Annotated in this window: 30 protein-coding genes; 18 read left to right on the forward strand and 12 right to left on the reverse strand. The window is 70.9% G+C overall.

Annotated features, from left to right (window positions below; genetic code table 11):
• The first annotated feature begins 79 nt into the window (after nt 1-79).
• The 3 genes from ACWEIJ_RS01480 to ACWEIJ_RS01490 all read left to right on the forward strand — a co-directional run bounded on the left by ACWEIJ_RS01480 (nt 80) and on the right by ACWEIJ_RS01490 (nt 3,470).
• Nucleotides 80-2,284, forward strand: coding sequence for a sigma-70 family RNA polymerase sigma factor (locus ACWEIJ_RS01480; RefSeq protein ID WP_449835248.1), 2,205 nt, complete (start codon nt 80-82; stop codon nt 2,282-2,284).
• Between the two features lie 123 nt (nt 2,285-2,407).
• Nucleotides 2,408-3,007 (forward strand): GtrA family protein, encoded by a 600-nt coding sequence (locus ACWEIJ_RS01485; protein ID WP_449835726.1) that lies wholly within the window; start codon nt 2,408-2,410, stop codon nt 3,005-3,007.
• Nucleotides 2,937-3,470, forward strand: a complete 534-nt coding sequence (locus tag ACWEIJ_RS01490; protein ID WP_449835249.1) for a GtrA family protein — start codon at nt 2,937-2,939, stop codon at nt 3,468-3,470. The genes ACWEIJ_RS01485 and ACWEIJ_RS01490 overlap by 71 nt, the downstream gene beginning before the upstream one ends.
• A 1-nt stretch (nt 3,471) precedes the next feature.
• Here the strand turns inward: ACWEIJ_RS01490 and ACWEIJ_RS01495 are convergent, their stop codons facing one another.
• Together ACWEIJ_RS01495 and ACWEIJ_RS01500 are read right to left on the reverse strand one after the other, a co-directional pair.
• Complete coding sequence (locus tag ACWEIJ_RS01495; RefSeq protein WP_449835250.1) at nt 3,472-4,746, reverse strand: ATP-binding protein; 1,275 nt, start codon at nt 4,744-4,746, stop codon at nt 3,472-3,474.
• Nucleotides 4,746-5,420 (reverse strand): response regulator transcription factor, encoded by a 675-nt coding sequence (locus ACWEIJ_RS01500; protein ID WP_449835251.1) that lies wholly within the window; start codon nt 5,418-5,420, stop codon nt 4,746-4,748. Before ACWEIJ_RS01500 ends, ACWEIJ_RS01495 begins: the two co-directional genes overlap by 1 nt.
• A gap of 31 nt (nt 5,421-5,451) precedes the next feature.
• On the opposite strand from ACWEIJ_RS01500, the gene hisN reads away from it, so the two are divergent.
• Complete coding sequence (gene hisN, locus ACWEIJ_RS01505; RefSeq protein WP_449835252.1) at nt 5,452-6,231, forward strand: histidinol-phosphatase; 780 nt, start codon at nt 5,452-5,454, stop codon at nt 6,229-6,231.
• Here the strand turns inward: hisN and ACWEIJ_RS01510 are convergent.
• From ACWEIJ_RS01510 to ACWEIJ_RS01525, 4 genes are read right to left on the reverse strand one after another with little or no spacing between them, the layout of a single operon-like run.
• On the reverse strand, nt 6,212-6,472 hold the full coding sequence (locus tag ACWEIJ_RS01510) for a hypothetical protein (RefSeq protein ID WP_449835253.1): 261 nt from the start codon (nt 6,470-6,472) through the stop codon (nt 6,212-6,214). The genes hisN and ACWEIJ_RS01510 overlap by 20 nt on opposite strands.
• Complete coding sequence (locus ACWEIJ_RS01515) at nt 6,469-9,078, reverse strand: glycohydrolase toxin TNT-related protein (RefSeq protein ID WP_449835254.1); 2,610 nt, start codon at nt 9,076-9,078, stop codon at nt 6,469-6,471. The genes ACWEIJ_RS01510 and ACWEIJ_RS01515 overlap by 4 nt, the downstream gene beginning before the upstream one ends.
• A gap of 1 nt (nt 9,079) precedes the next feature.
• Complete coding sequence (locus tag ACWEIJ_RS01520; protein ID WP_449835255.1) at nt 9,080-9,394, reverse strand: WXG100 family type VII secretion target; 315 nt, start codon at nt 9,392-9,394, stop codon at nt 9,080-9,082.
• The gene (locus tag ACWEIJ_RS01525; RefSeq protein WP_449835256.1) at nt 9,391-9,876 is read right to left on the reverse strand and encodes a YbaB/EbfC family nucleoid-associated protein; all 486 of its coding nucleotides are present in this window, start codon (nt 9,874-9,876) and stop codon (nt 9,391-9,393) included. Before ACWEIJ_RS01525 ends, ACWEIJ_RS01520 begins: the two co-directional genes overlap by 4 nt.
• 96 nt (nt 9,877-9,972) lie before the next feature.
• Here ACWEIJ_RS01525 and ACWEIJ_RS01530 point away from each other — a divergent pair, with 96 nt between their 5' ends.
• A complete protein-coding gene (locus ACWEIJ_RS01530; RefSeq protein ID WP_449835257.1) occupies nt 9,973-10,410 on the forward strand; it encodes a MaoC family dehydratase in 438 nt (145 codons plus the stop codon).
• Here ACWEIJ_RS01530 and ACWEIJ_RS01535 read toward each other — a convergent pair.
• From ACWEIJ_RS01535 to ACWEIJ_RS01550, 4 genes are read right to left on the reverse strand one after another with little or no spacing between them, the layout of a single operon-like run.
• Entirely contained in the window at nt 10,394-10,951 is a 558-nt protein-coding gene (locus ACWEIJ_RS01535; RefSeq protein WP_449835258.1) for a GNAT family N-acetyltransferase, read from the reverse strand. The two genes, ACWEIJ_RS01530 and ACWEIJ_RS01535, sit on opposite strands and share 17 nt — an antisense overlap.
• Entirely contained in the window at nt 10,948-11,877 is a 930-nt protein-coding gene (locus ACWEIJ_RS01540) for a hydroxymethylglutaryl-CoA lyase (protein WP_449835259.1), read from the reverse strand. Before ACWEIJ_RS01540 ends, ACWEIJ_RS01535 begins: the two co-directional genes overlap by 4 nt.
• Nucleotides 11,864-12,388, reverse strand: coding sequence for a PH domain-containing protein (locus ACWEIJ_RS01545; RefSeq protein ID WP_355449003.1), 525 nt, complete (start codon nt 12,386-12,388; stop codon nt 11,864-11,866). The genes ACWEIJ_RS01540 and ACWEIJ_RS01545 overlap by 14 nt, the downstream gene beginning before the upstream one ends.
• Nucleotides 12,389-12,401: 13 nt before the next feature.
• Nucleotides 12,402-13,220, reverse strand: a complete 819-nt coding sequence (locus ACWEIJ_RS01550; RefSeq protein ID WP_449835260.1) for a biotin--[acetyl-CoA-carboxylase] ligase — start codon at nt 13,218-13,220, stop codon at nt 12,402-12,404.
• Nucleotides 13,221-13,337: 117 nt separating this feature from the next.
• On the opposite strand from ACWEIJ_RS01550, the gene ACWEIJ_RS01555 reads away from it, so the two are divergent.
• Together ACWEIJ_RS01555 and ACWEIJ_RS01560 are read left to right on the forward strand one after the other, a co-directional pair.
• On the forward strand, nt 13,338-14,975 hold the full coding sequence (locus tag ACWEIJ_RS01555; protein WP_449835261.1) for an acyl-CoA carboxylase subunit beta: 1,638 nt from the start codon (nt 13,338-13,340) through the stop codon (nt 14,973-14,975).
• Nucleotides 14,972-15,202, forward strand: coding sequence for an acyl-CoA carboxylase subunit epsilon (locus ACWEIJ_RS01560; RefSeq protein WP_449835262.1), 231 nt, complete (start codon nt 14,972-14,974; stop codon nt 15,200-15,202). Before ACWEIJ_RS01555 ends, ACWEIJ_RS01560 begins: the two co-directional genes overlap by 4 nt.
• 514 nt (nt 15,203-15,716) lie before the next feature.
• On the opposite strand, the gene ACWEIJ_RS01565 is transcribed toward ACWEIJ_RS01560, so the two are convergent.
• Nucleotides 15,717-16,103 (reverse strand): hypothetical protein, encoded by a 387-nt coding sequence (locus ACWEIJ_RS01565; RefSeq protein ID WP_449835263.1) that lies wholly within the window; start codon nt 16,101-16,103, stop codon nt 15,717-15,719.
• A 35-nt stretch (nt 16,104-16,138) separates the two neighbouring features.
• Here ACWEIJ_RS01565 and ACWEIJ_RS01570 point away from each other — a divergent pair, with 35 nt between their 5' ends.
• From ACWEIJ_RS01570 to ACWEIJ_RS01580, 3 genes are all read left to right on the forward strand, one after another.
• A complete protein-coding gene (locus ACWEIJ_RS01570; protein ID WP_449835727.1) occupies nt 16,139-17,572 on the forward strand; it encodes a DHA2 family efflux MFS transporter permease subunit in 1,434 nt (477 codons plus the stop codon).
• Nucleotides 17,532-18,131: a Maf family protein gene (locus ACWEIJ_RS01575; protein WP_449835264.1), complete on the forward strand. Its 600-nt coding sequence runs from the start codon at nt 17,532-17,534 to the stop codon at nt 18,129-18,131. Before ACWEIJ_RS01570 ends, ACWEIJ_RS01575 begins: the two co-directional genes overlap by 41 nt.
• Before the next feature lie 180 nt (nt 18,132-18,311).
• Nucleotides 18,312-19,592 carry a dicarboxylate/amino acid:cation symporter gene (locus ACWEIJ_RS01580; RefSeq protein ID WP_449835265.1) on the forward strand — a complete coding sequence of 427 codons (1,281 nt, stop codon included), beginning with the start codon at nt 18,312-18,314 and terminating at the stop codon, nt 19,590-19,592.
• Here the strand turns inward: ACWEIJ_RS01580 and ACWEIJ_RS01585 are convergent.
• A complete protein-coding gene (locus ACWEIJ_RS01585) occupies nt 19,589-20,245 on the reverse strand; it encodes a hypothetical protein (protein WP_449835266.1) in 657 nt (218 codons plus the stop codon). The genes ACWEIJ_RS01580 and ACWEIJ_RS01585 overlap by 4 nt on opposite strands.
• A gap of 133 nt (nt 20,246-20,378) precedes the next feature.
• On the opposite strand from ACWEIJ_RS01585, the gene ACWEIJ_RS01590 reads away from it, so the two are divergent.
• From ACWEIJ_RS01590 to ACWEIJ_RS01625, 8 genes are all read left to right on the forward strand, one after another.
• Nucleotides 20,379-22,151: an acetyl/propionyl/methylcrotonyl-CoA carboxylase subunit alpha gene (locus tag ACWEIJ_RS01590; protein ID WP_449835267.1), complete on the forward strand. Its 1,773-nt coding sequence runs from the start codon at nt 20,379-20,381 to the stop codon at nt 22,149-22,151.
• A 31-nt stretch (nt 22,152-22,182) separates the two neighbouring features.
• Entirely contained in the window at nt 22,183-22,569 is a 387-nt protein-coding gene (locus ACWEIJ_RS01595; RefSeq protein ID WP_449835268.1) for a DUF1707 SHOCT-like domain-containing protein, read from the forward strand.
• On the forward strand, nt 22,548-23,183 hold the full coding sequence (locus ACWEIJ_RS01600; protein ID WP_449835269.1) for an HAD-IA family hydrolase: 636 nt from the start codon (nt 22,548-22,550) through the stop codon (nt 23,181-23,183). Before ACWEIJ_RS01595 ends, ACWEIJ_RS01600 begins: the two co-directional genes overlap by 22 nt.
• Nucleotides 23,184-23,209: 26 nt before the next feature.
• Entirely contained in the window at nt 23,210-23,782 is a 573-nt protein-coding gene (locus ACWEIJ_RS01605) for a GNAT family N-acetyltransferase (RefSeq protein ID WP_449835270.1), read from the forward strand.
• A 6-nt stretch (nt 23,783-23,788) separates the two neighbouring features.
• Nucleotides 23,789-24,379, forward strand: coding sequence for a DUF3558 domain-containing protein (locus ACWEIJ_RS01610; RefSeq protein WP_449835271.1), 591 nt, complete (start codon nt 23,789-23,791; stop codon nt 24,377-24,379).
• Nucleotides 24,380-24,476: 97 nt separating this feature from the next.
• Nucleotides 24,477-24,842, forward strand: coding sequence for a transcriptional regulator (locus tag ACWEIJ_RS01615; protein WP_449835272.1), 366 nt, complete (start codon nt 24,477-24,479; stop codon nt 24,840-24,842).
• Between the two features lie 2 nt (nt 24,843-24,844).
• The gene (locus ACWEIJ_RS01620) at nt 24,845-26,047 is read left to right on the forward strand and encodes a PPE domain-containing protein (RefSeq protein WP_449835273.1); all 1,203 of its coding nucleotides are present in this window, start codon (nt 24,845-24,847) and stop codon (nt 26,045-26,047) included.
• A complete protein-coding gene (locus ACWEIJ_RS01625; RefSeq protein ID WP_449835274.1) occupies nt 26,047-26,853 on the forward strand; it encodes an ESX secretion-associated protein EspG in 807 nt (268 codons plus the stop codon). Before ACWEIJ_RS01620 ends, ACWEIJ_RS01625 begins: the two co-directional genes overlap by 1 nt.
• Nucleotides 26,854-26,904 lie beyond the last annotated feature (51 nt).

Here is a 26,904-nt window from a genome sequence, read left to right on the forward strand (position 1 = left end):
CGCAACCCGCGCGGGGGATTGAGATGACTCCATCCGGCGTCGTGCGTCACACTGGGCGCCGCGAGGAGGGACACGAGACTTGGCGACCGTTCCTGCAGACGTCCAGGGGCCCAGCGACGCGGAACTGATCGAGTCCGTGCGCGGAGGGACCATCGACGCCTACGGCCAGTTGTACGAACGGCACGTCTCGGCGGCCTACAACCTCGCCCGCCAGTTGGCCCGCTCGCAGGCCGAAGCGGACGACCTGGTGTCCGAGGCCTTCGCGAAGGTGCTGGACACGCTGCGGGCCGGTCGCGGCCCCGACTCGGCGTTCCGCGCCTACCTGCTCACCGCCCTGCGCCACACCGCGTACGACAAGACCCGCCGCGACAAGAAGGTCGACCTCACCGAGGACATGACCGACGTCGCGCCCGCCGTGGCGTTCAGCGACACCGCGGTGGCCGGGCTGGAGCGCTCGCTCGCCGCCCGCGCGTTCGCCGCCCTGCCGGAACGCTGGCAGATGGTGCTCTGGCACACCGAGATCGAGGGCCAGTCGCCCGCCGAGGTCGCCCCGCTGCTCGGGCTGACGGCCAACGGCGTGTCCGCGCTCGCCTACCGCGCCCGTGAGGGCCTCAAGCAGCAGTACCTGCAGATGCACCTGGCCGAGACGGACGCGGAACGCTGCAAGGCGACCGTCGACCGGCTCGGCGCGTGGACCCGCGGCGGGTTGTCCAAGCGCGAGGCGACGCAGGTCGAGGCCCACCTCGACGAGTGCGGCCGCTGCCGTGCGCTGGCCGCCGAGCTCGCGGACGTCAACGGCGCGCTGCGGATCTTCGTCGCACCGCTGGTGCTGGGCGTGGGCGCCACGACGTACCTGGCGGTCGCGGGCACGACCACGGCCGTCGTCGGTGCCGGAGCGGCCGCCGGTGGCGCGGGCGCGGTCGGCGCCTCGATCCCCCGCCAGCTCATCACCCTCGGCGGCTCCGCGGCCGCCGTGGCCGCCGCCGTGGTGATCGCGCTGACCGCGGGCGGCGGCGACCAGCAGTCGCCGCAGGTCCAGGCCGCCGAACCGCCACCGCCGGTGACCACCCAGGTCCAGCCGCCCGCACCCAAGACACCACCTCCGCCGCCGGCCCCGCAGCAGCCGACGCCCCCCGCGCCGACGCCCACGCCCACGCCGCCGGCACCGTCCGCGCCCCCGCCGGCCCCCGCGCCCGAGCCGACACCTCCGCCACCGGCCTCGCTCACGCCGACGACGCCGAGCGGGTTCACGCTCACGCCCGGCGAGGAGCCCAAGGACTTCCCGATCACCGTCCGCAACACCGGCGGCACCGCGGCACCGCCCGCCAGCATGGTGCTGAACCTGCCGCCGGGCGTGCTGTCGACCGGCGGGCCGGCGTCGTTCACCGCTCGCCTGCTGCAGCCGGACGGGTCAGCCGACCAGACCGTGAACTGCCCGGCCGGCAGCGGCACGATCACCTGCACGACCGCGCAGGGCATCGCGCCCGGCGGCCAGGCGACGTTCCTCTTCCGGTTGCGCGCCACGCAGGACGCCCAGCCGGGCACGATCACGGGCACGATCTCCGCGGGTGCCTCGATCTCGGTCGACGTCCGCGTCGAGGTCAACGTGCCGCCGGTCAACGACGACATCGAGCTGACCGTGTCGACGTGGCACCACATCTACTGGGACCCGCGCGTGGACATCCAGGTGCGCAACATCGGCCCCCGCGCCGGCACGTTGAAGCTCGACGTGTCGTCGTCGGAGAACATCGTGGTGTTCACGCCGTGCCGGGAGTGCTCGCGCACGGACAAGAACTCGATCCACTGCGTCACGGACCTGGACAAGGGCGCCCGGTTCCGGACGGCCGTGTGGGCGTTCGGGCTGCCGCACCGCGGCGGCACGATCACCGTCACCGCGTCGCTGGGCAACGCCACCAAGACCGTCACGGTGCCGGTGCACCTGCATCCGGACAACCCGCCGCCCGGCGAGGTCGAGCCGGCCCCACCGACGTCCACGCCTGCTCCGACCACGCAGCCGCCGACGACGACCACCACTCCGCCGACCAAGCCGACGAAGCCGGTCGAGCCTGCGAAGCCGGGCACCCCGACCTTGCCACTGCCGCTGCCGACCCCGGACCTGCCGCCGGTGCTCCCGCCGTCGACCGGCTCGCCGACGCCGTCCGTGCCGCCGTCGACCACGGTGCCCACCGCGCCGCCGAGGTCGGAGGAACCGTGCCGGCCGAAGCCCGGGCTGCTCCCGTGGTTGATCCCGGACCTGCTGGGGAAGCCGTGCGTCCGGAGTTGATCAAAAGTTGATCTTTCCCAAGATCGAGATCGTCACTGGACGTGCAGGTCAGGTGCCTCTGCGTGGACTTCGGTAACACCCGGAGGCAAGTACCGTTACCTTGATCCGTAAGCTGACGCGGTGCTGCCAGTCGTACGCCGGGCCATGAGCCGGTTGCCAGAACCACTCCAGTTCCTGCTGCACAAGCACCGCGAGATGATCCGCTTCGCAGTGGTCGGCGGCACGACGTTCCTCATCGACAACGGCGTCTGGTACGCGCTCAAGCTCACCGTGCTGACCGACAAGGTCGTCACGGCGAAGGTCATCGGCGTGCTGGTCGCGATCATCGCCTCGTACGTGCTGTCCCGCGAATGGTCGTTCCACACCCGCGGCGGCCGCGAGCGCCACCACGAGGCCGCACTGTTCTTCCTGGTCAGCGGCCTGGGCGTGGGCATCAACATCCTGCCGCTGTACCTGTCGCGGCACCTCTTCGGCCTGCAGGCGCCGTTCGTCTCGGTGCTCACCGAGGAGGTCGCGGACTTCGTCTCGGGCTCGATCATCGGCATGCTGCTCGCCACGGGCTTCAAGTTCTGGGCGATGCGGCGCTGGGTCTTCCCGGACGCGGGCGCTCGTCCTGACCGGCACGTTCACCCGATCTCCGTAGACTCTTCTCGTGTCCCTAGCCGAAACAGTGGTCTCCCGGTTTCCGGAGCCGATCCGGTCGATCGCGCTGAAGCATCGTGAACTGGTCAAGTTCGCCCTGGTAGGGGGCACCTGCTTCGTGATCGACACGGTCCTGTTCTTCGGGATCAAGACCGTCGTCCTGCCGAACAACCCGGTGACCGCGAAGATCATCGCGACCCTGGTCGCCACGATCGTGTCGTACGTGCTCAACCGGGAGTGGTCGTTCCGCACCCGCGGCGGCCGCGAACGGCATCACGAGGCCGCGCTGTTCTTCCTGATCAACGGCATCGGCATCGTGCTGAACTCGGCACCGCTGTACGTCGCGCGGTACCTGTTCCACCTGCAGGAGCCGCACGTGTCGCGGCTCACCGAGGAGATCTCGGACTTCCTGAGCGCGCAGATCATCGGCACGCTCATCGCGATGGCGTTCCGCTGGTACGGCTACAAGAAGTGGGTGTTCCCCGAGGAGAACGCGCGCGGGCCGCGGCCGTTGAACGAGGAAGAGGCCCTCGGCCACTCGTGACCTACCGGGGCGTGCTCGGCGCCTTCCACGGGATGCCGACCACGTCCTGGGCCTTGGGCACCGGCAGGAACACCGCGAACGTCGCCGGCCGCGCGGTCGACAGCTCCAGCCGGCCACCGTCCGCGTCGACCAGCGCACGGGCCAGCGCCAGCCCCACGCCCGTCGAACCGCCGCCGGACACGCCCCGCTCGAAGATGTGCGCGGCGAGCTCGTCCGGCACGCCCGCGCCGCCGTCGCTCACCTCGACCACGACCGTGCCGTCCTCGCCGCGGGCCGACACGAGCACGGAGCCCTCGCCGTGGCGCAGCGCGTTGTCGAGCAGCACGCCGATGGCCTCGCGCAGGCGGGCCGGCGTGGCGCGGGCGAGCAGGCCGTCTGGTACCCGGACGCGCAGCGCCCGGCCCTGGCTGCGGACCTGCTCGCGCCACTCCTCGGCGATGGCGTTCAGGGCGGGACGCAGCTCCAGCGGTTCGGCGCCGACGGCTCGGGCCGCACGGGCGGCGGCGAGGAGCTCGTCGAGCACGGCGGCGAGGCGTTCGGCCTGTTCCAGGGCCGCGCGGGCCTCGGCGGCGGTTTCGGCCTCCGGGTGCTCCGCCAGGGCTTCCAGCCGCAGCTGAAGAGCGGTGAGACGGCTGCGGAGCTGGTGGGAGACGTCGCCGACGAGCTCGCGTTCGCGCTGGACCAGCCGGGCCAGCGCGGTGGCGGAGGTGTCGAGCGCCTCGGAGACCGCGTCCAGTTCGTCGATGTTGTAGCGCTGGCCGTCCTCGCGGAAGTCGCCGGCGCCCAGGCGGGACGCGCGGGCGGCGACGTGGCCGAGCGGGCGGGCAAGCGTTTGCGCCGTCACCAGGGCCACCACCGTGCCGGTGCCCACGGAGAGGCCGAGCAGGAGCAGCACCAGGCCCGCCACCTGGGCCTGGGTGGTGCGCATCGGGTCCGACGGGATCTCCAGCCGGACGGTGCCCTGCTGGGCGATCGGCAGCTCGACGGTCAGCGGGTCCTCGCCCGGCGAGGGACCGGTGACGGTGGTGGCACCGCCGGAGATCACGGTGAGGCGGCCACCGGTCGGGATGGCGATCTGGACGGCCTCGATGTTGAGGCCCTGCCGGTTGGCGAGCTGGTCGTCGAGCTTCGTCGCGATGCCCTGGGCGCGGTCGGTGAGGTCGCCGCGGGCGTTGTCCTCGACGAGGGTCAGCGCGGAGTAGCCCAGCGGCAGCCCGAGCACGATGCCGGTCACGGCGACGGCGAGCAGGATCGCCCGCAGGATGCGGCGGCGCATCAGTCCGCGTTGAAGCGGAAGCCGCGGCCGCGGACGGTCGCGATGCGCTTCTCCGCCGAGTTCGGGGTGCCGTCGCCGAGTTTCCGGCGCAACCACGACATGTGCATGTCGAGCGTCTTGCTGCCCTTCATGTCCGGGTCGTTCCAGACCTCGGAGAGGATCTCGTCGCGGCTCACCACCTGGCCGGCGCGCTGGATCAGCACCTTGAGGAGCTCGAACTCCTTGTTCGCGAGCTGGATCTCGCCGCCGTCGACCGTGACGCGACGGGCGGCCAGGTCGACGCGCACGCCGTTGACCTCCAGCGTGCCCGGTGCGCGGCGGCGCAGCAGGGCCCGGATGCGCGCCATCAGCTCGGCCAGGCGGAACGGCTTCGCCACGTAGTCGTCCGCGCCCGCGTCGAGCCCGACCACGAAGTCGACCTCGTCGGCGCGCGCCGTGAGCATCAGCACGGGCACGCCCCTGCCGTTCTGCCGGAGCCGGCGGCACACCTCCAGACCGTCCATCCCCGGCAGCCCGAGGTCGAGCACCAGGAGGTCGACGCCTCCGGCGATCGCCGCTTCCAGGGCACTCGGCCCGTCGCCGACGACCTGCACTGAATAGCCCTCTCGCGTCAACGCGCGGGAGAGCGGTTCCGCGATGGCCGGGTCGTCCTCGGCCAGCAACACCACGCTCACGGGCCCAGCGTATTCGTGCAACGATCGCCGCGTGTCACGCCACGATGCTGATCTCGAACTCGCCCTCCGCCTCGCCGACGCCGCCGACGCGATCACCGCGACCCGATTCCGCGCCCACGACCTCGCTGTCGAGCGGAAACCGGACCGCACCCCCGTCACCGACGCCGACGTCGCGGTCGAGGACGCGGTCCGCGCGGTGCTGGCCGCACAACGCCCGGACGACGTCGTCATGGGCGAGGAACGCGGTGGCACGCTGGACGCGGCGCGCGTCTGGGTGCTCGACCCGATCGACGGCACCAAGAACTTCCTGCGCGGCGTGCCGATCTGGGCCACGCTGATCGCCCTGGTCGTCGACGGCACGCCGGTCGTGGGCGTGGTGTCGGCGCCCGCGCTCGGCCGCCGCTGGTGGGCCGCCGCCGGTGGTGGCGCGTTCGCGTCGGACGCCTCCGGTGAGCGCGCGATCTCCGTGTCGGGTGTGCGCGAACTCGAAGACGCGTACATCTCCACCACGGACCTGAAGACGTGGGTGGAGTACCACTCGCGCGAGGCGTTCCTGCGGCTCGTGGACGCGACCTGGGAGAGTCGCGCGTTCGGCGACTTCTACCAGCACTGCCTGGTCGCCGAGGGCGCCATCGACCTCGCACCCGAGGCCGTGGCGAACCCGTGGGACATCGCCCCGTTCCAGGTGCTGGTGACCGAGGCCGGTGGCCGTTTCACCTCGCTGTCCGGCGAGGAGCGCTACGACGGCGGCAACGTGCTGACGTCGAACGGCCACCTGCACGAGGCAGCGCTCAAGCTGTTGGCACGGTGAGGGTTCCGCGCGCGACCTGAGCCCACGCCAGCCGTCCGAAGAGGTAGTGGCACGCCACGCTCTCGTCGTCGAACCGGGCCCAGTCGTACCGGTTGCCCTGCTCCTGCCAGAACACCTCGACGCCCTTGCCGTCGGAGTCGGCGAGGAGGCACCAGCGCTGGTCCGCCTCCTCGCCGATGCTGACGACGTCGTCCGGCACGCCGATCTTGGTCAGCCATTCGGGCAGCGTCTCGACGTTCATGCGGTGATCTCCGTGAGGTAGCCGAGCGCGACCAGGTCGGCGACGGGGTAGGTGGTGCGGTAGCGGGCGCCGCCGCCGGGCTGGCCGAACCACGGCGCGCTGATCGTGCGGTGAACGGGCAGGTCCCTCGTGACGCGGTACCGGCGGTAGCCCTCGTCCGCGGCCTGCGGCGGCAGCGAGCGCTCCTTGAAGGGCGTGCCCGCGGCGGACAGGACGCGACCTTCCGGCGTGCCGAACCGGTCGATCTCGGCGCCGGCCTTGAGGATCTCCGGCTGGCTGTCCTCGTAGCCGCCCTCGCGTTCCACCGGCCAGCGCGGGCTGCCGTCCTCGTTCTCGAACAGGCTCGCCCAGTCGCGTTCGTGCATGCCCGCCAACGGGTCGTAGCCCGCCAACAGCTCCTGCACGACCGGGTGATCCTGGCCGAGACCTTCCGACTGCTCGGCCGCCTGCGGGAACGAGGTGTCGACCAGGTCGGCCTGCGGGTGGTCCTGCGGGGCGAACCTGGGGATCACCTGCTGCGGGTCCTCGGGTGCGGGCGCGGGAAGCTGCCTGGCCGGCTTCGGGGCGAGCCGCGGGGCCTGGCCGGTGCCGACGAAGATTGCCATGAACCAGCTGCCGACCGCGGCCGCGGTGTAGGTGTGGCGGGCGATGTCGAACGCCACGCCGCCGGACAGCGCCTGGTCGCGGTGGTCGAGGCGGTCGAGGCGGTCGGTGAGGGCTCCGGGCTGGTGGCTGCCGAGGTCGACGCCGGCCATCGGAGCGGGCGCCGCCGCGATGGTCTCGCCGGGCTGGTGGGTGCCGCGCTCGTCCGGGCTCCACGCGGGAGCTCCGTCCCTCAGGGCGTCGAGGGCTTCCTTCGACAGGTCCTTCGAGTCCTTGGCGCCTGCCTGAGGCTGGCCGGAGGCCTGGTTGCCCGCTTGGCCCGGCGTCTGGCCGGTGGCCTGGTTGCCGGACTGGGCCGCCTGACCGACCGAAGACGTTGCGCCCGGCACGCCCGTCCTGGCCGCCGATCCGACCTGGGAACCGCCGGACCTGGCGTCACCGAGCCTGCCGTCACCCGACTTGGCGTCACCGAGCCTGGCGTCACCCGACTTGGCGTCACCCGACTTGGCGTCACCCGACTTGGCGTCACCGAGCCTGGCGTCCGCGGACCTGGCGTCCGTGGCCTTGCCGGCCTGTTGGCCGGGCTGGCCCGGCTGACCGGCCTGCCCCTGCTGTCCTGGCGTCTGCTGACCCACAACGGCGCCGACCTGGGCACCTGGCGCCGCCGACGCGACACCACCGACAGCGCCACCCACGGCCCCGCCGACAGCACCGACGGGACCGACGCCACCGCCCACCGGACCGCCCACCGGACCGCCCATCGGGGCGCCACCGCCGAGCGGGCCGCCGCCGAGGGCCGGGCCGGAAGAAGCCGCCGGAGCCGCGGGTGCGGCGGCGGCAGGTCCGGTGATCGGCTGGCCGTGCATCTCGCCGCCGCGGACCAGCGGCTGATCGATCACGGCAGCCGACGCCTGCGTCGTGCCCTCCGCGACCGGGCCGAGGGTGCCCTGAACGCTCGGAATGGTCTCCGCCACCTGGTGCACGACGGGCTGGGCGACCTGACCGGCCGTCTGGGCCACGTCGGCGACCAGGCCTGGCACCGGCCCCTTGCCGTCGCCACGACCGTCACCGCGGAACGGGCCGTCACCGGGGCCGTCGGCGCGACCGGAGCCGTCGGCAGGACCGTCGAAGCGACCGGGGCCATCGCCGTGGTTGCCGCCGTGACCCTGACCGTCCGTGACCGCACCGACGGCGTCACGGCCACCGGGCACCACGTCGGCCACGGGCTGCACCACGGGAGCGGCCGCGTCGGTCGCGGCGTGCACCACGGGCGCCACCGGAGCCGTCGCGGCATGCACGACAGGCGCGGCCGTGTCGGTCACGGCGTGCACCACAGGCGCGACCGGAGCCGTCGCCGCGTGCACCACAGGTGCGACCGCGTCGGTGACCGGGGCGACCACGCCGCCCACGACGTTCGTGACAGGCGACAGCAAGCCGCCACCACCGCCGGGACCGTGCGCGCCCGGTGCGGTGTTCACGGGCGGCGAGGCCTGGCTCATGTCCACGCCGCTGTCCAGGCGGACCGCGGACGACAGCGTGTTGTGGAGGTTCGCGACGTTGGCCGCGGTGCCTCGGGTGAGCGTGTCGAGGCCGAGCAACGCGGTGGGGTTGCCGGCCTTGGCCGAGGCGTTGGCGGCGTCGTTGTTCTTGGCCAGCGTCACCAGCTCGCGGACGATCTCGACCTTCGCGGCGCCCACCTGCTGCGCGGCGTGGTCGAGCCGGTCGGCGGCGGCGTGGCAGCCGTGCGCGGCTCGTTGCAGGTCGCCGTCCGGGGCCACGACCTTCGCCCAACGTCCACGCGCGGCATCGCCGGTCGCGCCGGTCACGCCTGCCAGCGCGCGGTTGGCGGCACCGTCGGAGGAGGTGCCCAAGCCCTTGATCTTGTCGCCCGCCTCGCGCCACGCGGCGGCGCTGGAACGCATGGCGTCCTCGTCCGCCTTGGGCCACGACACCCCGGCCTTGGCGGCGACCTCGGTCAGTTCGGCGGGAAGCTCGATGCCCATGTCAGCCTCCCAGTCTCTTCAACGCCGAGGCGTTGCTCTGCTCGACGTGCCGGTACGTCTCGGCCGTCGTGGCGAGCTTGTCGCCCACGTCCCCCAACGTGGCCGACAGCGCCGACAGCGCTCCCTGCGCCTCACCGGAAGGCTTCTCGTGGGAGGCGGCGAAGCTGCGGCCGACCGCGTCGTCCCCCCAGCAGGCGCCGAACCCGGCCAGCGTCCTGCCGAGCGTCGACGCGATCTCGGTGGCCTGCCCGGCGAACCCCTTGAGCTCCCGCGCTCCGGCGTCCAGCCGATCGAGGTCGGCCTCGTACCCGGTCATCGGACCCTCCTGTTGATGAGCTCGGAGTCGAGCCAGCTCTCCCGTTGCTCGTTGTCCTCGTCGTCGTCCACACGACGGCGGACGGGGTTGCGCCCGAGGTCCACGGTCTCCGTCTCGTCCACCGCGTACTCGGCGGGCCGCAGATCCGCGGTGCCGGCGACCAGCGCGGCGGGATCGGTCGAGGCGGGCAGCACCGTGCTCAACGCCTTGTACGTGTCCTCGGCGGCGGAAGCGGCGGCCGCCTCGACCGTGCGCACGATCAGCTCGGCCAGCTGCTCGGGCCGATGGCGCCGGTAGGCGAGCTCGGACAGCTCCAGCCCCACGAGCCTGCCGCCCGTCCCGACCCTGGCCGTGACCGTCCCGTCCGGACTCGACGCCCGTCCGGACACGGCCGCGAGCTCGCGCTGGACCGACGCCAGCTGCTCACGGCTGCGCCGGTAGTCGGCCAGCAGCTCCTCGACCTGCGCACGGTGGTCGTCCACCGAGTCCCCCTCACACGCATAGCCCTGGGCTCGGGCTCTTGGACGCCGTCGCCCTTAGATCGGTTCCCAGCGGATTCAGTTACGTACGATCAACGCGTGATCGCGTTCGAGGATCTGCCCGCAGGCCGAATCATCCCGCTCGGCGAGGTAATCGTCGACCGCGACGACATGGTGGACTTCGCGAAGAAGTTCGATCCGCAGCCGTTCCACCTCGACGAGGAAGCGGGCCGAAACTCGATTTTCGGCGGTTTGTCCGCCTCCGGCTGGTACACGGCCTCGCTGTGGATGCGCCGCTGGGTCGACGTGGTCCTGGCCGACTCCACGTCGCAGGGCTCACCGGGCGGCCGCGAGCTGTCCTGGCTGGCGCCCGTCTACGCGGGCGACAAGCTCACGTTCGCCGCCGAGGTGCTGAACGCACGGCTGTCGAAGAGCAGGCCGACCCTGGGCCTGGTGGAGTTCGCGGGCACCGCGCACCGGGGCGACGAGCTGGTCTACAAGTTCGTCGCGACCGGCATGTTCACAGCGCGCGGCTGACCAGCGCTCGGCGCGTTCCCCGCCGCTCGACGAGCTCGAAGCCCGCGTCGAGGAACGTCGTGAGCCGCCCGTGGTACAGCTCGCCCGCCTGCAGCTTGCGGCCCTCGGTGTCGACCGGATAGCCCTCGACCGACCGGGCACCGGCCTTGGCGGCGTGTTCGACTGCCGCGTTCAGCAGCAACGACGTGATGCCCTGCCGCCGTGCGTCCCGCCGCACGTAGAAGCACGTCACCGACCACACGTCCGAGATGTCGCCGGAGACGTCGCCGGATGCCGGAGCGGTGATCTTCGACCGGCCGAGGCGCGAGTACGACGCGCGCGGGGCGACGGCGACCCAGCCGACGGCCTCCTCACCGTCCACCGCCAGCAGGCCGATCGGCGACCCGAGCCGTTCGCGCAGCACGGCGCGGTTGTCGTTGGTCCTCATCTCGGCGTTGGTCTGCATGAACCACGTGCAGAAGCACCACTCGACCGTCTTGCTCGTGCTGAACAACGCCTCGGCGAGCGGCCAGCTCTCGGACGTCAGCTCGACGACGTTCACTTCGCGAGCGCCCGCACCACACGTGACGGACTGGGCCGGCCGAGCCGCTCGGCCATCCACACCGACGTCTCGACGAGCTTGTCCAGATCGACCCCGGTCTCGATGCCGAGCCCGTCGAGCATCCACACCAGGTCCTCGGTGGCGAGGTTGCCGGTGGCCGACTCCGCGTACGGGCACCCGCCCAGCCCGCCGGCCGAGGAGTCCACGGTCGTGACGCCGCAACGCAAGGCGGCCAACGTGTTCGACAACGCCTGGCCGTAGGTGTCGTGGAAGTGCACGGCCAGCCGGGTCACGTCCCGGAAGCCCTCCAGCAGCGACTCGACCTGCCCCGGCGTGGCCACCCCGATGGTGTCGCCCAGCGACAGCTGCGAGCAGCCCATCTCCAGCAACCGCTCGCCGACGGCCACCACCTGGGCGCGCGGGACCGCGCCCTCCCACGGGTCGCCGAAGCACATCGACACGTACCCGCGCACGTCCAGACCGGCCGCCAGCGCCCGCTTCACCGTCGGTTCGAACATCTCGAACTGCGAGTCCAGCGTCCGGTTGAGGTTCTTCGAGGCGAACGTCTCCGTGGCCGACGCGAAGATCGCGATGTGCGTGACGCCGGCCTCCAGCGCCCGGTCGAGCCCGCGCTCGTTCGGCACCAGCACCGGGTAGATCACGCCCGGCTTGGCGTCCAAACCGGACAGGAGCTCGGCCGCGTCCGCCAGCTGCGGCACCCACTTGGGGTGCACGAAGGACGTCGCCTCCAAAACGGACAGTCCGGCGCCGGCCAGCCGCGAGAGGAACTCCAGCTTCACCGACACCGGCACCACGACGGACTCGTTCTGCAGGCCGTCCCGCGCGCCGACCTCCCAGATCGTCACCCGCGAGGGCAGCGACCCGGACGGCACCACGTCGGGCAGACCGGCCTCACGCGCGCCCATCGAGCGTCCTCGGGTGGAAGTCGTCGTCGGGGTTGTCGTTCACCTCGCGGTACAGCAACGAGTGCACCCTCTCCACGGACGGGATGTCGTCGAACTCGAGCGGCTCGTCCGACGCCGACTCGATGATCAGCGTGCCGCAGCCCAGCACCCGGTCGAGCAGGCTGTGCTCGAACCGGACGCTGTTGATGCGCGACAACGGGATGTCGAGGCCGGTGCGCTTGAACACGCCCTCGCGCGCCATCACCCGGTCCGACGTGACGATGAAGTGCGTGGTCCGCCAGCGCACCAGCGGGGCGAGCGTCAGCCACATGATCAGCACGACGCCGACCACGGCCAGCGCGATCCACGCGACGGTGGCCCACGACTGGTCCACGACGAGCCCGGCCAGGTAGGTGGCGATCGCGACGACCACCAGCAGCCAGAACACCGGGAAGATCAGCATCTTCCAGTGGGGATGCCGGTGGATCACGACATGCTCGCTCGGGCTCAGCAGGTCGTCGGGATAGGCCATGGGCCAACCCTAATCACGCGGGGCGCAAATGCACCACGTCACCAGCGGACACGCCGTGATCCACCCCGTCGGTCCCGCGCACGACCAGCGTGCCGTCCGCCTCGATGCGCTGCGCGACCCCGAGCAGCTGAACACCACCTGAAAGTTCGACGCGCACGCGCTCGCCGACGGTCGCCGAGTGCTCCTGGTACTCCTCCAGCACGCCGGACTCGAACGCGTCGCCACCGTTCTTGCGCCACACGCCTTCCAGCTGGGCCAGCTCGACCAGCAACCGGAACGCCAGCTCGCCACGATCCAGTTCGGAGGCACCGACGTCCTCCAGCGACGTCGGCGCGAGACCACCCGGCGCCGGCTGCACGTCGTCGGGCAGCTTGGCCACGTTCAGGCCGATGCCGACCACCACGGCCTGCGCGACCCCGGCGGTGATCTCGGACAGGATCCCGGCGCCCTTCTCCGCCTTCGGGCCGAGCAGCAGGTCGTTGGGCCACTTCAGGGACGCCTCGACACCGACCGACTGCACGACGCGGACGAGCGCCAGGCCGGCGATCAGGTTGAGCCACGGCAACCGCTGCGGCGGCACCTCGGACGGGCGGAACAGCACGCTGACGTAGAGCCCGCCGGGCGGCGACGACCAGGTGCGGCCGCGGCGGCCCTGCCCGGCGCTCTGCTCCAGCGCGATCAGCACGGTGCGATCGGCGGCGCCTTCGGCAGCGGCCTTCGCGAGATCCGCGTTCGTGGACGCGGTGGTCGCCACGACGTCCAGCGCGGAGTACGGACCGTTGGGTGCTACCAGCCGCGCGCGCAGCGCCTCGGCGTCGAGTGCGGTGTCCATCGCGCCAGGCTATTGGAACGAGAGAGAGTACGTGCGATAAGAGATGACCAACAGGTTGCCGTGACCTGGACAACTGCACGGGGCAGTTCAGCAATGCTCTCGTTAGGCTGCGAGCCCATGAGCAGTGCGACCGAGCCGATCGGGAACGTCCCCGCGGACGCCCCGGACGTCCACACCACCGCGGGCAAGCTCGTTGACCTCTACCGGCGCAACGACGAGGCGGTCCACGCCGGATCGGAGCGCGCGGTCGAAAAGCAGCACGCGAAGGGCAAGAAGACCGCCCGCGAGCGCATCGACCTCCTGCTCGACCCCGGTTCGTTCGTCGAGCTGGACGAGCTCGCGCGGCACCGCTCCACGAACTTCGGCCAGGAGAAGAACCGCCCGTACGGCGACGGCGTGGTGACGGGCTACGGCACCGTCGACGGCCGTCCGGTGTGCGTGTTCTCCCAGGACGTCACCGTCTTCGGCGGTTCGCTCGGCGAGGTCTACGGCGAGAAGATCGTCAAGATCATGGACCTGGCGATCAAGACCGGCCGTCCGATCATCGGCATCAACGAGGGCGGCGGCGCGCGCATCCAGGAGGGCGTCGTCTCGCTCGGTCTCTACGGCGAGATCTTCACCCGCAACGTCCGCGCGTCCGGCGTGATCCCGCAGATCTCGCTGATCATGGGCTCCAACGCGGGCGGCCACGTCTACTCCCCCGCGCTGACCGACTTCGTGGTGATGGTCGACCAGACCTCGCACATGTTCATCACCGGCCCGGACGTCATCAAGACCGTCACCGGCGAGGACGTGACGTTCGAGGAGCTCGGCGGCGGCCGCACGCACAACACCAAGTCCGGCAACGCGCACTACCTCGGCAGCGACGAGGAGGACGCGATCGCATACGTCAAGGAACTGCTGTCGTACCTGCCGTCGAACAACCTGAGCGACGCGCCGACGTTCGAAGGCACGCTGGCTGCCGGATCGATCTCCGACTCGATCACCGACGAGGACCGCTCGCTCGACACGCTCATCCCCGACTCCGCGAACCAGCCGTACGACATGCACGAGGTCATCAACCGCGTGCTCGACGACGGCGACTTCCTGGAGGTCCAGCCGCTGTTCGCGCCGAACATCCTGGTCGGCTTCGGCCGCGTGGACGGCCACTCCGTCGGCGTCGTCGCGAACCAGCCCACGCAGTTCGCCGGCTGCCTCGACATCGACGCCTCAGAAAAGGCCGCACGGTTCGTGCGCACCTGCGACGCGTTCAACATCCCGGTGCTGACGTTCGTCGACGTGCCCGGCTTCCTGCCCGGCACGGACCAGGAGTGGAACGGCATCATCCGGCGCGGCGCCAAGCTGATCTACGCCTACGCCGAGGCCACGGTGCCGCTGGTCACCGTCATCACGCGCAAGGCGTACGGCGGCGCGTACGACGTCATGGGCTCCAAGCACCTCGGCGCCGACATCAACCTGGCGTGGCCGACCGCGCAGATCGCGGTCATGGGCGCGTCGGGCGCGGCGAACATCGTGCACCGCAAGACTCTCGCGGCCGCCGCTGCCGCCGGTGAAGACGTCGACGCCCTGCGCGCGCAACTGCAGCAGGAGTACGAGGACACGCTGTGCAACCCGTACGTCGCCGCTGAGCGCGGGTACGTCGACTCGGTGATCCCGCCGTCGTACACGCGCGGGTACGTGGCGCGGGCGTTGTCGATGCTGCGGGACAAGCGCGAGACGCTGCCGCCCAAGAAGCACGGGAACATCCCGCTGTGAGCGCGGACCAGCCCCAGGAAAAGCCGCTGCTCCGGGTGGTCAAGGGCACCCCGGACGACCACGAACTGGCGGCCCTGACCGCGGTCATCGCTGGCCTGGCCGCGGCCGGGCCGGCGGAGGACCCCGAGCCCGTCCGCCGCTCGGAGTGGGCCAACCCGGCCCGCCGCGTGCGCAGGCCCTTGCAGCACGGCCCCGGCGCCTGGCGCGCCTCCGGCTTCCCCAGCTGATCGGGGACGCGGGGCCCTGCGTTTCCTTCTGGGGAACGCGGGGCCCCGCGTCCCCGCAGTCAGCAGACGACTCCGCACGTTCGGCTGCGAGAAGTACGCGGGGAGCTTTCGTACTCTCCTGGAGTACGCAAGCGCCCCACGTGCACTACGCCAACAGACAACACCGCACGCTCGGCCGCCAGAAGTACGCGGGGAGCTTCCGTACTCTCCTGCAGTACGCAAGCACCCCACGTGCACTACGCCAACAGACAACACCGCACGCCCGGCCGCCAGAAGTACGCGGGGAGCTTCCGTACTCTCCTGCAGTACGCAAGCGCCCCACGTGCACTCCGGCGGCAGGCGACTCCGCACGTTCGGCTGCGAGGAGTACGCGGGGAGCTTCCGTACTCTCCTGCAGTACGCAAGCACCCCACGTGCACTCCGGCGGCAGACAACACCGCACGTTCGGCTGCGAGGAGTACGCGGGGAGCTTTCGTACTCTCCTGGAGTACGCGAGGGCCCCGCGTGCGTGCGGTCAGCAGGAGACGCGGCGGCTTGTGATGGTCAGGCCCACGGAGACCTCGCGGCACCGGGTCTCGCCGTCGACCTTGAGCTTGAGCGTCCAGAACACGCTGCCGTAAGCGTCGGTCTTGCGGAGCACCTGCGCGTCGTCGGGGTTCAGGGGCAGGTTGTCGCGCACCGCCGGGATGACCTGTCCCAGCAGCGCGTTCTCCGCGCGGTCCAGGCGGTCGGCGAACGGCCAGATCGGCACGCCGTAGCCGATGGGGTCGCTGGCGAGCACGCTTCCGACGGCCCACGATCCGACGAGGCCGCCGAGGACGACGAGCAGTGCCGCGATCCGTCTGCGCTTGCCTTCGCGATCGGAACCGCGTTCGGTGAGGACAAGCACCCAGCGTTTCACTCTGCCGAGGGTGCCGATCGAGGAGGCGAGCGCGCATCAGTAGTACTACTCGAACCGCCTGGCGGGCCGTCTCGGCGCTCTGCGTCGGGTTCTTCATGATCCTGCTGGACACGACCATCGTGAACGTCGCGATGCCCGCGATGATCGATGGTCTGCGGGCGTCGCTCAACGACATCATCTGGGTGAACAGCGCGTACCTGCTGTCGTTCGCGGTGCCGCTGCTGCTGACGGGGAGGCTGGGCGACCGGTTCGGGCCGAAGCGGGTCTACCTCACCGGGCTCACGATCTTCGTGCTGGCCTCGCTGACGTGCGGGTTGTCCGGCAGCGCCGAGCTGCTCATCGCCGCCCGCGCCGTGCAGGGGCTGGGCGCCGCGGCCATGACCCCGCAGACGATGGCCTTCATCACGCACCTGTTCCCGCCGCAGCGGCGTGGTGCCGCGCTCGGCGTGTGGGGATCGGTCGCGGGGTTCGCGACGGTTTCCGGGCCGCTGCTCGGCGGCGTGCTCGTCACCCAGCTCGGCTGGGAGTGGATCTTCTTCGTCAACGTGCCGATCGGCGTGCTCGCCGCAGTGCTGGTGCTGCGCTGGGTGCCGGACTGGCAGCCTGGCCGGTCGCACCGGTTCGACGTGCTCGGCGTCGTGCTGTGCTGTCTCGGGCTCGGGCTGGTCGTGTTCGGCGTGCAGAACGGCGAGCACTACGGCTGGGGCAGGGTCGCCGGACCGGTCACGATCGCCGAGATCATCGTCGCGGGCGTGGTGCTGCTGGTGGCGTTCGTGCTGTGGCAGGCGGCGGCGCGCAACGGTGAGCCGCTGCTGCCGTTGCGGATCTTCGGCAACCGGAACTTCTCGCTCGGCAACATCGCCAACGTGATGATCGGCTTCTCCGTCACCGGGCTGTTCGTGCCGCTCGTGCTGTTCGTGCAGACCGTGCCGAGGCTGTCGGCGTTCGAGGCGGGCCTGCTCACGGCACCGACCTCGCTGGCGTCCGGGGTCGTGGCGTTCTTCGCGGGACGGTGGTCGAACGGGCCGGGCGCGAAGTACCTGCCGATCACCGGCTTCACGATGCTCGGGCTCGGCATCGCCGTGATGACGCTGCAGCTCGGCGGATCGCCGTGGGTGCTGCTGCCCGCGCTCGTCGTCGTGGGCTGCGGCATGGGGATGGTCTACTCGCCGCTCACCAACATCGCGACCAAGACGCTCGACCCGCGGCTGATGGGCGCGGGCGCCGGGATCTACAACACCTCGCGGCAGTTCGGCGGCGTGCTCGGCAGCGCGGGCACCGGTGCGGTGCTGCAGATCGTGCTGGCCGCGACGGGTGACTTCACCACGGCCACGCGCGGCGCGTTGCTCATGCTGGTCACGTCCACCGTCATCGGCGTGAGCGCGGCGGTGCTGATGAGGCGCGAAACCGGCGTGCAAGACTCCGGGCGTGCGTCTGATCCTGGCCTCCCAGTCACCCGCCCGTCTTAGCGTCCTGCGGTCCGCGGGCGTCGAGCCCGTCGTCCGCGTGTCCGGTGTCGACGAGGACGCGCTGGTCGCATCGCTCGTCGACCCCACGCCGGAGGAGACCGTCGTCGCGCTGTCCGCGGCGAAGGCGGAGGCGATCGAGCACGACGACGAGTGCGTCGTGATCGGCTGCGACTCGATGCTGCTGTTCGAGGGCGAGCTCGTGGGCAAGCCGGGCACGGCCGAGGTCGCGCGGGAGCGGTGGCGGCGGGTGGCGGGCAAGAGCGGCGCGCTGATCACCGGGCACACCGTGCTGCGGGTCTCCGGGGGCGACGTCGTCGGCCGCGCGTCGGCCGCGGAGTCGACGACCGTGCGGTTCGGCACGCCCTCGGACGAGGAGCTGGAGGCCTACATCGCCACGGGTGAGCCGTTGCACGTCGCGGGCGGCTTCACGATCGACGGGCTCGGCGGCTGGTTCATCGACGGCATCGACGGCGACCACACGTCGGTGATCGGCATCAGCCTGCCGCTCACGCGGAGGCTGCTCGGTCAGGTGGGCGTCGCGGTGTCCACACTCTGGTAGCCCTGGTCACACTTGGCTTGATCAGGGAAGACTGCCCTCAGCGCACGCGTTGGGGGTAGTGCGATGAACGAGTTTTTGACGCGCCGCCGGCACATCGACCACGGCCGCAGGACGAGCACGGGCTGTCGGAGCTGACGCTCCCGGCCCCTTTCGCTCATCCCTGCAAACGGAGATGTCCCAGTGTCGTTCGTCCAGACTTATCGCAAGCCCAAGGTCTTCGGCCTGACGGTGCTCGGCGCGCTCGTGCTCGGCGCGCTCGCCGGCTGGCTCGGCAAGGGCACGTGGCTCGCGCCCGTGCTCGCCAAGATCGGTTCGATCTTCACGTCGCTGCTGCAGCTGACCGTGATCCCGCTGGTGTTCACCGCGATCGTCGTCGGCATCGCGTCGCTGCGGAACCTCGGCGGCGGCCGCACCGCCGCCCGGCTCGGCGGCAAGACCTTCCTGTGGTTCGCCACCACGTCGTTCATCGCCGTGCTGATCGGTCTCGCGGTCGGCGCGATCATCAAGCCCGGCCAGGGCGTGCACATCGACCCCGCCGCCGGGGCGGTCGACAAGCTCGCCAAGCGCACGTCCGGTTCGTGGAGCGCGTTGCTCGACAACCTGGTGCCCAGCAACATCTTCAGCGCCTTCACCGAGGGCGAGGTGCTGCAGGTCGTGTTCATCGCGGTGCTGGTCGGCTTCGCCGCCTACGCGCTCGGTGAGAAGGCCGCGCCGTTCACGAACCTGGTCCGGTCGTTCTTCGACATCGTGCAGAAGGTCGTCGGCTGGATCATCCTGCTCGCGCCGATCGGCATCTTCGGTCTCATCGGCAACGCCGTGGCGTCGTACGGGAACTCGTTCGTGCGGCCGCTGTTCTCGTTGATCCTCGCGGTCTACGCCGGCACGCTGCTGGTGCTGTTCGTCGTCTACCCGATCCTGCTGAAGTTCGTCGGCAGGACCTCGCCGGTCGAGTTCTTCCGCAAGGCGGGCACGGCCATCCAGTTCGCGTTCGTCTCACGCTCATCGGGTGCCACGCTTCCGTTGTCGCGCAAGGCGGCCACAGACCTCGGCGTGCCGAACGAGTACGCGAACTTCGCCGTGCCGCTGGGCACCACGACCAAGATGGACGGTTGCGCCGCGGTCTACCCGGCCGTCGCGACGATCTTCATCGCGAACCTCTTCGGCATCCAGCTCTCGGTGTGGCAGTACGCCGGCATCGTGCTCGTCGCCGTGTTCGGCGCGCTGGCCACCGCCGGCACGACCGGCTGGTACACGATGCTCACGCTGACCCTGAGCGTCGTCGGCCTGCCGCCGCAGGTCATCGCGACCGGTGTGGCCGTGGTCTACGCGATCGACCCGATCCTCGACATGATCCGCACCGCGACCAACGTGGCCGGCCAGATCACCGTGCCGGTGCTGGTGGCGCGCAGCGAGAACCTGATCGAGGAGCCCGCCGACGACCGTGAGCTCGTCACGGCCTAGGAATCAGCGCACGGACGAAGCTGCGACATCTTCGGCACCGGTGCGGGCCAGCCCGCGAGCTGCTCCCGCGCCGGTGCCGGTTGCGTGCAGCCGATGCTCGCGCCGAGCGGCGAGAACACCTGCAGGAACGCGTTGCCGCACTGACCGGCGCACGCGTGCTGGGCGGCGATGATGTCCGCGGTGCCGTCGTCGTTGACGTCGTGCAGCCCGAGATATCCGGCGCTGGCCAGGTAGTTGTCCTGCGCGCGCGACCACGTGCCGTTCTTGCGGACCAGCACCTCGCCGAGCATCTCGCTGCCGCGCGCACCACGCACCAGGCACACGCTGACCGCCGCCTCCGCGCACTGCAGCGACTTGTCGTTCACCGTCGCGCCGGACTCGGCGATGGTCATCTCGAAGATGAACGGGCCGGACTCGCCGGTCACCCTGATCCGCCCGCCGCCGGTGCCGCTGAGCAGCTCGACGAGGTCCTTGCCGACCGACTTGCCGATCACGACCTGGCAGACGGTGGTGCCGCAGCGCATTCCGGTGTCCGTGCCGGACTGACCTGAATCGGTGTTGTGCGGCCGTTGGAAATAGGCGAACACCAGCCCCGCGACGACCACCAAGGCCGCCACGACGGCGGTCACCTGCACCGACCTGGACCCACCCACATCGCAGATTGTGGCGGATGGGCTCAGGATGGTTGTGAAGTGAGCCGTCTCTCCCTCTCGGAGTTCACCGATTTCCGTAGACTGCGGCACCAGCCAGAGCCGTAATTACCGGTCCAGCAGGAGGTACGACGCCGTGTCGCTGCGCAAGGTCCTCATCGCCAACCGCGGTGAGATCGCCGTCCGGGTCATCCGCGCCTGCCGTGACGCCGGCCTGGCCAGTGTCGCGATCTACGCCGATCCCGACCGCGACGCGCCGTTCGTCCGGCTCGCGGACGAGGCGTTCGCGCTCGGCGGCAACACGCCGGGCGAGAGCTACCTGTCGTTCGAGAAGGTGCTGGCCGCCGCCGCGCAGTCCGGTGCCGACTCGGTGCACCCCGGTTACGGCTTCCTGTCCGAGAACGCCGACTTCGCGCAGGCCGTGATCGACGCGGGCCTGGTCTGGATCGGCCCGACGCCGCAGGCGATCCGCGACCTCGGTGACAAGGTGACCGCGCGGCACATCGCGATGCGCGCGGGCGCGCCGCTGGTGCCCGGCACCAAGGACCCGGTCTCCGGACCGGACGAGATCATCGCGTTCGCACAGGAGCACGGTCTGCCGGTGGCGATCAAGGCCGCGTTCGGCGGTGGCGGTCGCGGGTTGAAGGTCGCGCGCACGATCGAGGAGATCCCGGAGCTGTTCGACTCCGCGGTCCGCGAGGCCGTCACGGCGTTCGGCCGCGGCGAGTGCTTCGTCGAGCGGTACCTGGACAAGCCGCGGCACGTCGAGGCGCAGGTCCTCGCCGACACCCACGGCAATGTGATCGTCGTCGGCACGCGCGACTGCTCGCTGCAGCGCCGTCACCAGAAGCTGGTCGAGGAGGCGCCCGCGCCGTTCCTGACCGACGAGCAGCGCGCCACGATCCACAGCTCCGCCAAGGCCATCTGCAAGGAGGCCGGCTACCACGGCGCCGGCACGGTCGAGTACCTCGTCGGCCTCGACGGGTCGATCTCGTTCCTGGAGGTCAACACGCGCCTGCAGGTCGAACACCCGGTCTCGGAGGAGACGACCGGCATCGACCTGGTGCGCGAGCAGTTCCGCATCGCCGCGGGCGAGAAGCTCAGGCACACCGAGGACCCGACGCCGCGCGCGCACTCCATCGAGTTCCGCATCAACGGTGAGGACGCCGGTCGCGGTTTCCTCCCGGCGCCGGGCACCGTCACGTCGTTCGTCGCGCCGTCCGGTCCGGGTGTCCGCGTGGACGCCGGTGTCGAGAGCGGCTCGGTGATCGGCGGGCAGTTCGACTCGTTGCTGGCCAAGCTGATCGTCACCGGCGAGAACCGCGACGAGGCGCTCGCCCGTGCCCGCCGCGCGCTCGACGAGATGGTCGTGGACGGCATGGCGACCGTGCTGCCGTTCCACCGCGTGATCGTGCGGGACGCGGCGTTCACCGCTGAGAAGCCCGAGGGCTTCACCGTGCACACGCGGTGGATCGAGACCGAGTTCGACAACCAGATCGCGCCGTTCACCGGTGGCGCCGCGGAGGCGGACGAGGAGACGCCGCGGCAGACCGTGGTGGTCGAGGTCGGCGGGCGTCGCCTGGAGGTGTCGCTGCCGGGTGACCTCGCGGTCGGTGGTGGGCGTCCGGCCGCTGCCGCCGCCACCAAGAAGCCGAAGTCGAAGCGCGCGGGCGGCAGCTCCGCCGCGGTGTCGGGTGACGCGGTGGCCGCGCCGATGCAGGGCACGATCGTGAAGGTGGCCGTCGAGGACGGGCAGACCGTCGAGGCGGGCGAGCTGATCGTGGTCCTGGAGGCCATGAAGATGGAGAACCCGGTGACGGCGCACAAGGCCGGCACCGTGACGGGTCTCGCGGCCGCTCCCGGCGACCCGATCACCCAGGGCACCGTGATCTGCGAGATCAAGGACTGACCATCGGGGTCGCTCACCTACGATTGCGTTCGTGAGCGACCCGTCGAGGGACATCCGCATCGGTGACACCGAACGCCAGCAGGCGTTGGAGGTGCTCGGCGAGCACATGAGCGCGGGACGCATCGACATCGAGGAGTACGGCGAGCGGTCCGCGAAGATCACCACCGCGAAGACCCGCGGCGAGCTGATGGCGTTGTTCTACGACCTGCCGGATCCGCGTCCGCAGTTCGTGAGCCCGATGCCGATGGTCCCCCAGCCGTCCAGGGCACCGGCGCGCCAATGGCAGGGCGCACTCGTGCCCGTGGCCGGGATCGCCGCGGTGATCCTGTTCTTCACGGTGGTCAGGACCCCGCTGATCTTCGCCCTCATCCCCCTCGTGGCGATCGTGCTGGGCCAGTGGAACGGACGCCGGCGCTGAAACCGTTGCTGCTGCTCGATCTCGACGGGGTGCTGCACAGTGCCGTGACGGGTGAGAGCACCGAGGCACTGGCGTTGGTGCGAACCGCGCGCAGGCACTGCTTCGTGGCGTTGCTGTCCAACGCGGACCTCGCCCGGCTCGACCTGGACGCCGAGTTCGACGCGATCTTCAACTCGGCGCGGCTCGGGGTCGCGAAACCCGATCCGGAGATCTTCCGGCGAGTGCTGGCCGAGCTCGGCCACCCGACCGCGGTGTTCTGCGACGACACCGAGGAGAACGTCGCGGCCGCCCGCGCGGCGGGACTGGACGGCGTGCACGTGCCGGACACCGCGGCGTTGCGGACGGCACTGGCGGTGCGCGGGCTGATCCCGCCAACGGTGCTGCTCATCCTGCCCGACCGCGACGAGGCAGAGGAGCTGGCGCAGGAGCTGCTCGCGGACGGCTGGGCACCGTGCGCCGTGCACCGCGACATGCTGGCGGGCGAGGACGACGCCGAGGACGTGGACTGGGTGATCGAGCTCACCACGGCTCCGGACGGCACCCCCGCGTCCGCGCATCGCGACCGGCTCGACGAGGTGGCGGAACGGCACGAGGGTTTCACCGGCGAGCCGTAGGCACGGCCGCTGCGGCGGTTAGCCTCATGACCGTGGAGCCAGTCGAGATCAACGCAGGCGAGTACTACCTGCGCGCCTTCCGCAACGACGACCGCGTCAACGACGTGCCGGCGCTCGTCGAGATCTACGCGGACCCGGAGACCAGGCGGTACATGAACCGCCTGACCGTCGACAGCCCTGCGACCGCCGAGCTGTTCATCATGCTGATGACCAACGGCTGGGCGAAGAACTACCGCTGGTCGTGGGCGGTGTGCGAGGCGGTCACCGCGGACCTGGTCGCCGGGATCGTCCTCAACAACCTCGACCTCCAGTTCGGGTCGGCCGAGGTGACCTGCTGGACCCACCCGGCGCACCGCGGCAAGGGCGTGCTGCCGACCGCGCTCAACGCCGTGCTGGGCTGGGCGTTCGGCGCGATGGACCTGCACCGGGTCGTCTACAAGCACGCGGTGTTCAACACGGCGTCGCAGCGCGTCGCGGAGAAGTGCGGATTCACCCTGGAGGGTCGACTTCGCGACGAGACGATCATCGATGACCAGCGCGTCGACGAACTGCTGTGGGCACGACTGGCCACAGACCCCCACCCAGAGCAGCTACGGTGACCGGCCATGCGGACCACGGCGCTCCTCATCGTCGTCGCGGTGGCGCTGGCCGGGTGCACGGCCGGACCCGCCCACAGCTCCCTGGGCAGCACGCCACCGATCCCTTCGTCGACGCCGTCGACCTCTCCCTCGCACCTGGACTTCCCGCAGCGACCGCGCGCCGTGCCGCTGGACAACGTCGACCCGTGCGCCGTGCTGACGCCTGACCAGCGCATCTCGCTGAGTCTGGACAACCCGCCCAGCGCGTACGTCGAGACGAGCTTCGGAGGCGCGAAGGCGTGCACGATGCGCAGCACGACCAGCGGCAACGTGGCGCGGCTCGCGCTCGTGCTGGCGTCCGGGGCCGAGGTGTGGCTCTCCGAGAACGCCCAGGTGGACTACAAGGTCGGCACGATCGAGGGTTTCGCGGCGATTACTGTCCGCACACCCGGCATCGACGACGTCTGCAACGTGGAGATCGACGTGGCGGACGGTCAGTTTCTCGACGTCATGTTCCGCGACGGCGGGAATTCCACTGCGGTGCAACAAGATCATCTTTGCCTGGGCGCGCAGCGGGTGGCGGAGGCGGCCATGGCCAGTTTGCTCCAGAAGCGCTGACCCACACGGGCGGATGTCACTGATCGCACTCCCCAGCGTTACCTTCGGTGGTTAGAGTGACGAAGCGCTTGTACGCACAACCGCCGGAGGTCGAACCATGCCGCCAGGGGGAAGCAGCGGGGCCGACACCTCGCCACCCGTCAGCCACGAGCTGAGCGTGGCACCGGAGGCGATCCCGGCGTTGCGCAACACCTTCTCCGCCGCGCTGACCAAGCTCGACAAGCAGATCGAGATGGCGATCACCGAGTTCCGCGTCCGGCCGTGGGCGGGTGACCCGGTCAGCCAGGAGGCGGCCGAGAAGTTCAACGACAGGTCGATCACCGACAACGACTCGGCGCTGCAGGCGTTGCTGAACTACCAGCGCCAGCTCAAGACCGCGATGGACAACCTGAACCAGATCGAGCGGCAGTACCAGGTGGTCGAGGGCGACAACACCGGCATGATGAACAAGAGCGGGTGCTGAAGATGGCAGACCACCGCTGGCAGGGCTACAGCCACAAGGAGCTGTACGAACGCATCCACGCCGGGCCCGGCCCGTCCGCGTCGTTCGCGTCGATGGAGCGCTGGCAGGGCGTGTCGGCCGCGCTGACCGAGATCAACGACGACCTGCACAAGGGCATCACGCTGTCCGGCGCGAAGTGGACCGGCAAGGCCGCCGAGATGGCGCAGAGCGGCCTGAACCCGATCGCCGCCTGGGCCGACAGCGCCCGCAGCGGTGCCGACGTCATGCGCTGCTCTGCGGAACTGCAGGCGAACAACATCTCGAAGGCGCGCGCGGACATGCCGGCCCCGGTCGAGGTGACCTCGGAGCAGCCGGGCGCCCTGATCACCGGCCTCACGCACCTCTTCGTCGGCCAGACCGACCACGAGAAGCAGGAGGCGGCCCAGGACGCGGCCGAACGCCGCGCTCGTGAGGTCATGACCACCTACGCGTCGTCCACGACCGCGAACACCTCGACCCTGGGCCAGTTCAGCCAGCCGCCGCAGCTGCAGATCAGCACCACCGGCGTGACGCACGGCGGCGGCGCCCAGGTGGGCACGCCCGGCACCTGGGTCGTGGGTCCGCAGGGCACGACCGGTGGCAGCGTCCCGCGCGGCCGCACGGGCACGGGTTCGCGGGTCTCCACCGCTCCTCCACCCCGCGGTGGCACGCAGCCGCCTCCCGGCTCCTCGACCCGCACCTCGGGCACATCGGTGCCGGTCGGTTCGTCCTCGTCGTCGAAGGGCTCGACGACCTCGCTGTCGTCCACCGGCACGTCCGGCCCGTCCACCACGGGCACCGCGGGTGCCGGCGTGCCGGGCCCGCGCTCGGGCCGTTCCGGCTCCTCCGCGGCGAGGGAGATGGAGGAGGGCGCGACCGCCGCGTCGTCGGCCGCGGTGGGTCAGATGATGAGCCACGGCGGCGCTGCCGGTGCGGGTTCGGCCGCCGGTTCCGCCATGGGCCCGCTGGGCACGGTCGGCGCGGCCGCCTCCGACGGCGACCAGGTGCACCGCCGGGCCGTGCCGATGGCGCAGCAGTTCGACCCGTTCGGCGGCATGGGCCAGCGCAAGGGCGAGGAAGAAGAGGACCTTGAGCACAAGGCCGCCGACTACCTGCGCGAACGAGACGACATCTACGGCGTGGGCAGCTACACGCTGCCCGTGATCGGGGAGAGCACGACCGACTGATGACTGTGCTGGGCCTGGACATGGGGACGAGCGACACGCGCGACCCGGTGATCATCTCCACGCTGGAGTTCGACGTCCTCTGGGAACACCTGGGCCTGGAGACAATGCCCTTGGTGCTCAAGGTCCCGTCACCGGGCAAGACCCGTGAGGAACGCCGGGCGGTCGAGGACCAGGTCTGGCGCCAGCTCGGCGCACGAGGCCTGGGCGGCCCGCGCGCCCTGGACCCGACCCTCGAAGACCTGCTGCACGTCCTGAACCGCCCGCAGCAGGAAGTCGACGCCCGCCTGTGGCTGCACGAACGCAGCGTCCGCGTCCTCGCCGCCGGCAAGGGCCAGGCAGGCGTCCTGGCCGTCCTGGACAGCGGCCAGCTCATCCTGCGCCCGGCCGAAGCCGGCGGCCTGCCCCGCGAGGCCCTGACCGCCCTCCCCGCCGCCCCGGCAGGCGAGGGCCACTCCATCACCCTCCCGTCCGCGGACCTGGACGCGGCAGCCGCCTCAGCGGCCACCCCGGAAGACCTGGCAGCAGCCCTGCGCGGCACGGTCCGCCCCGCCGACGCCGACACCCTGGCCGAAATGGTCCGAGACGTCTCGAACCGAGGCCAGTTCGGCGCCGCCGCCCGCGACAAGTGGGGCAAACGCGTCCGCCCGGACCGCGTGGTCGCCTTCTACGACACCCCGAAGGGCCGCTACCTGCAGATGCGCCGCGCCACGCCCGGTCAGCCGCCGTGGTCGACCATCACGCCCGTGGACTACCGGCGCCTGCACCACCACCTGGTGGAACTGCTGGAGGAGGCGGCGGGCTCGTAGCCCGCGGTCAGCTCGCGCGCACCCGCCACAACGACGCCGTGGACGGCGTGT

The sequence above is a fragment of the Lentzea sp. NPDC004789 genome (assembly GCF_053601075.1).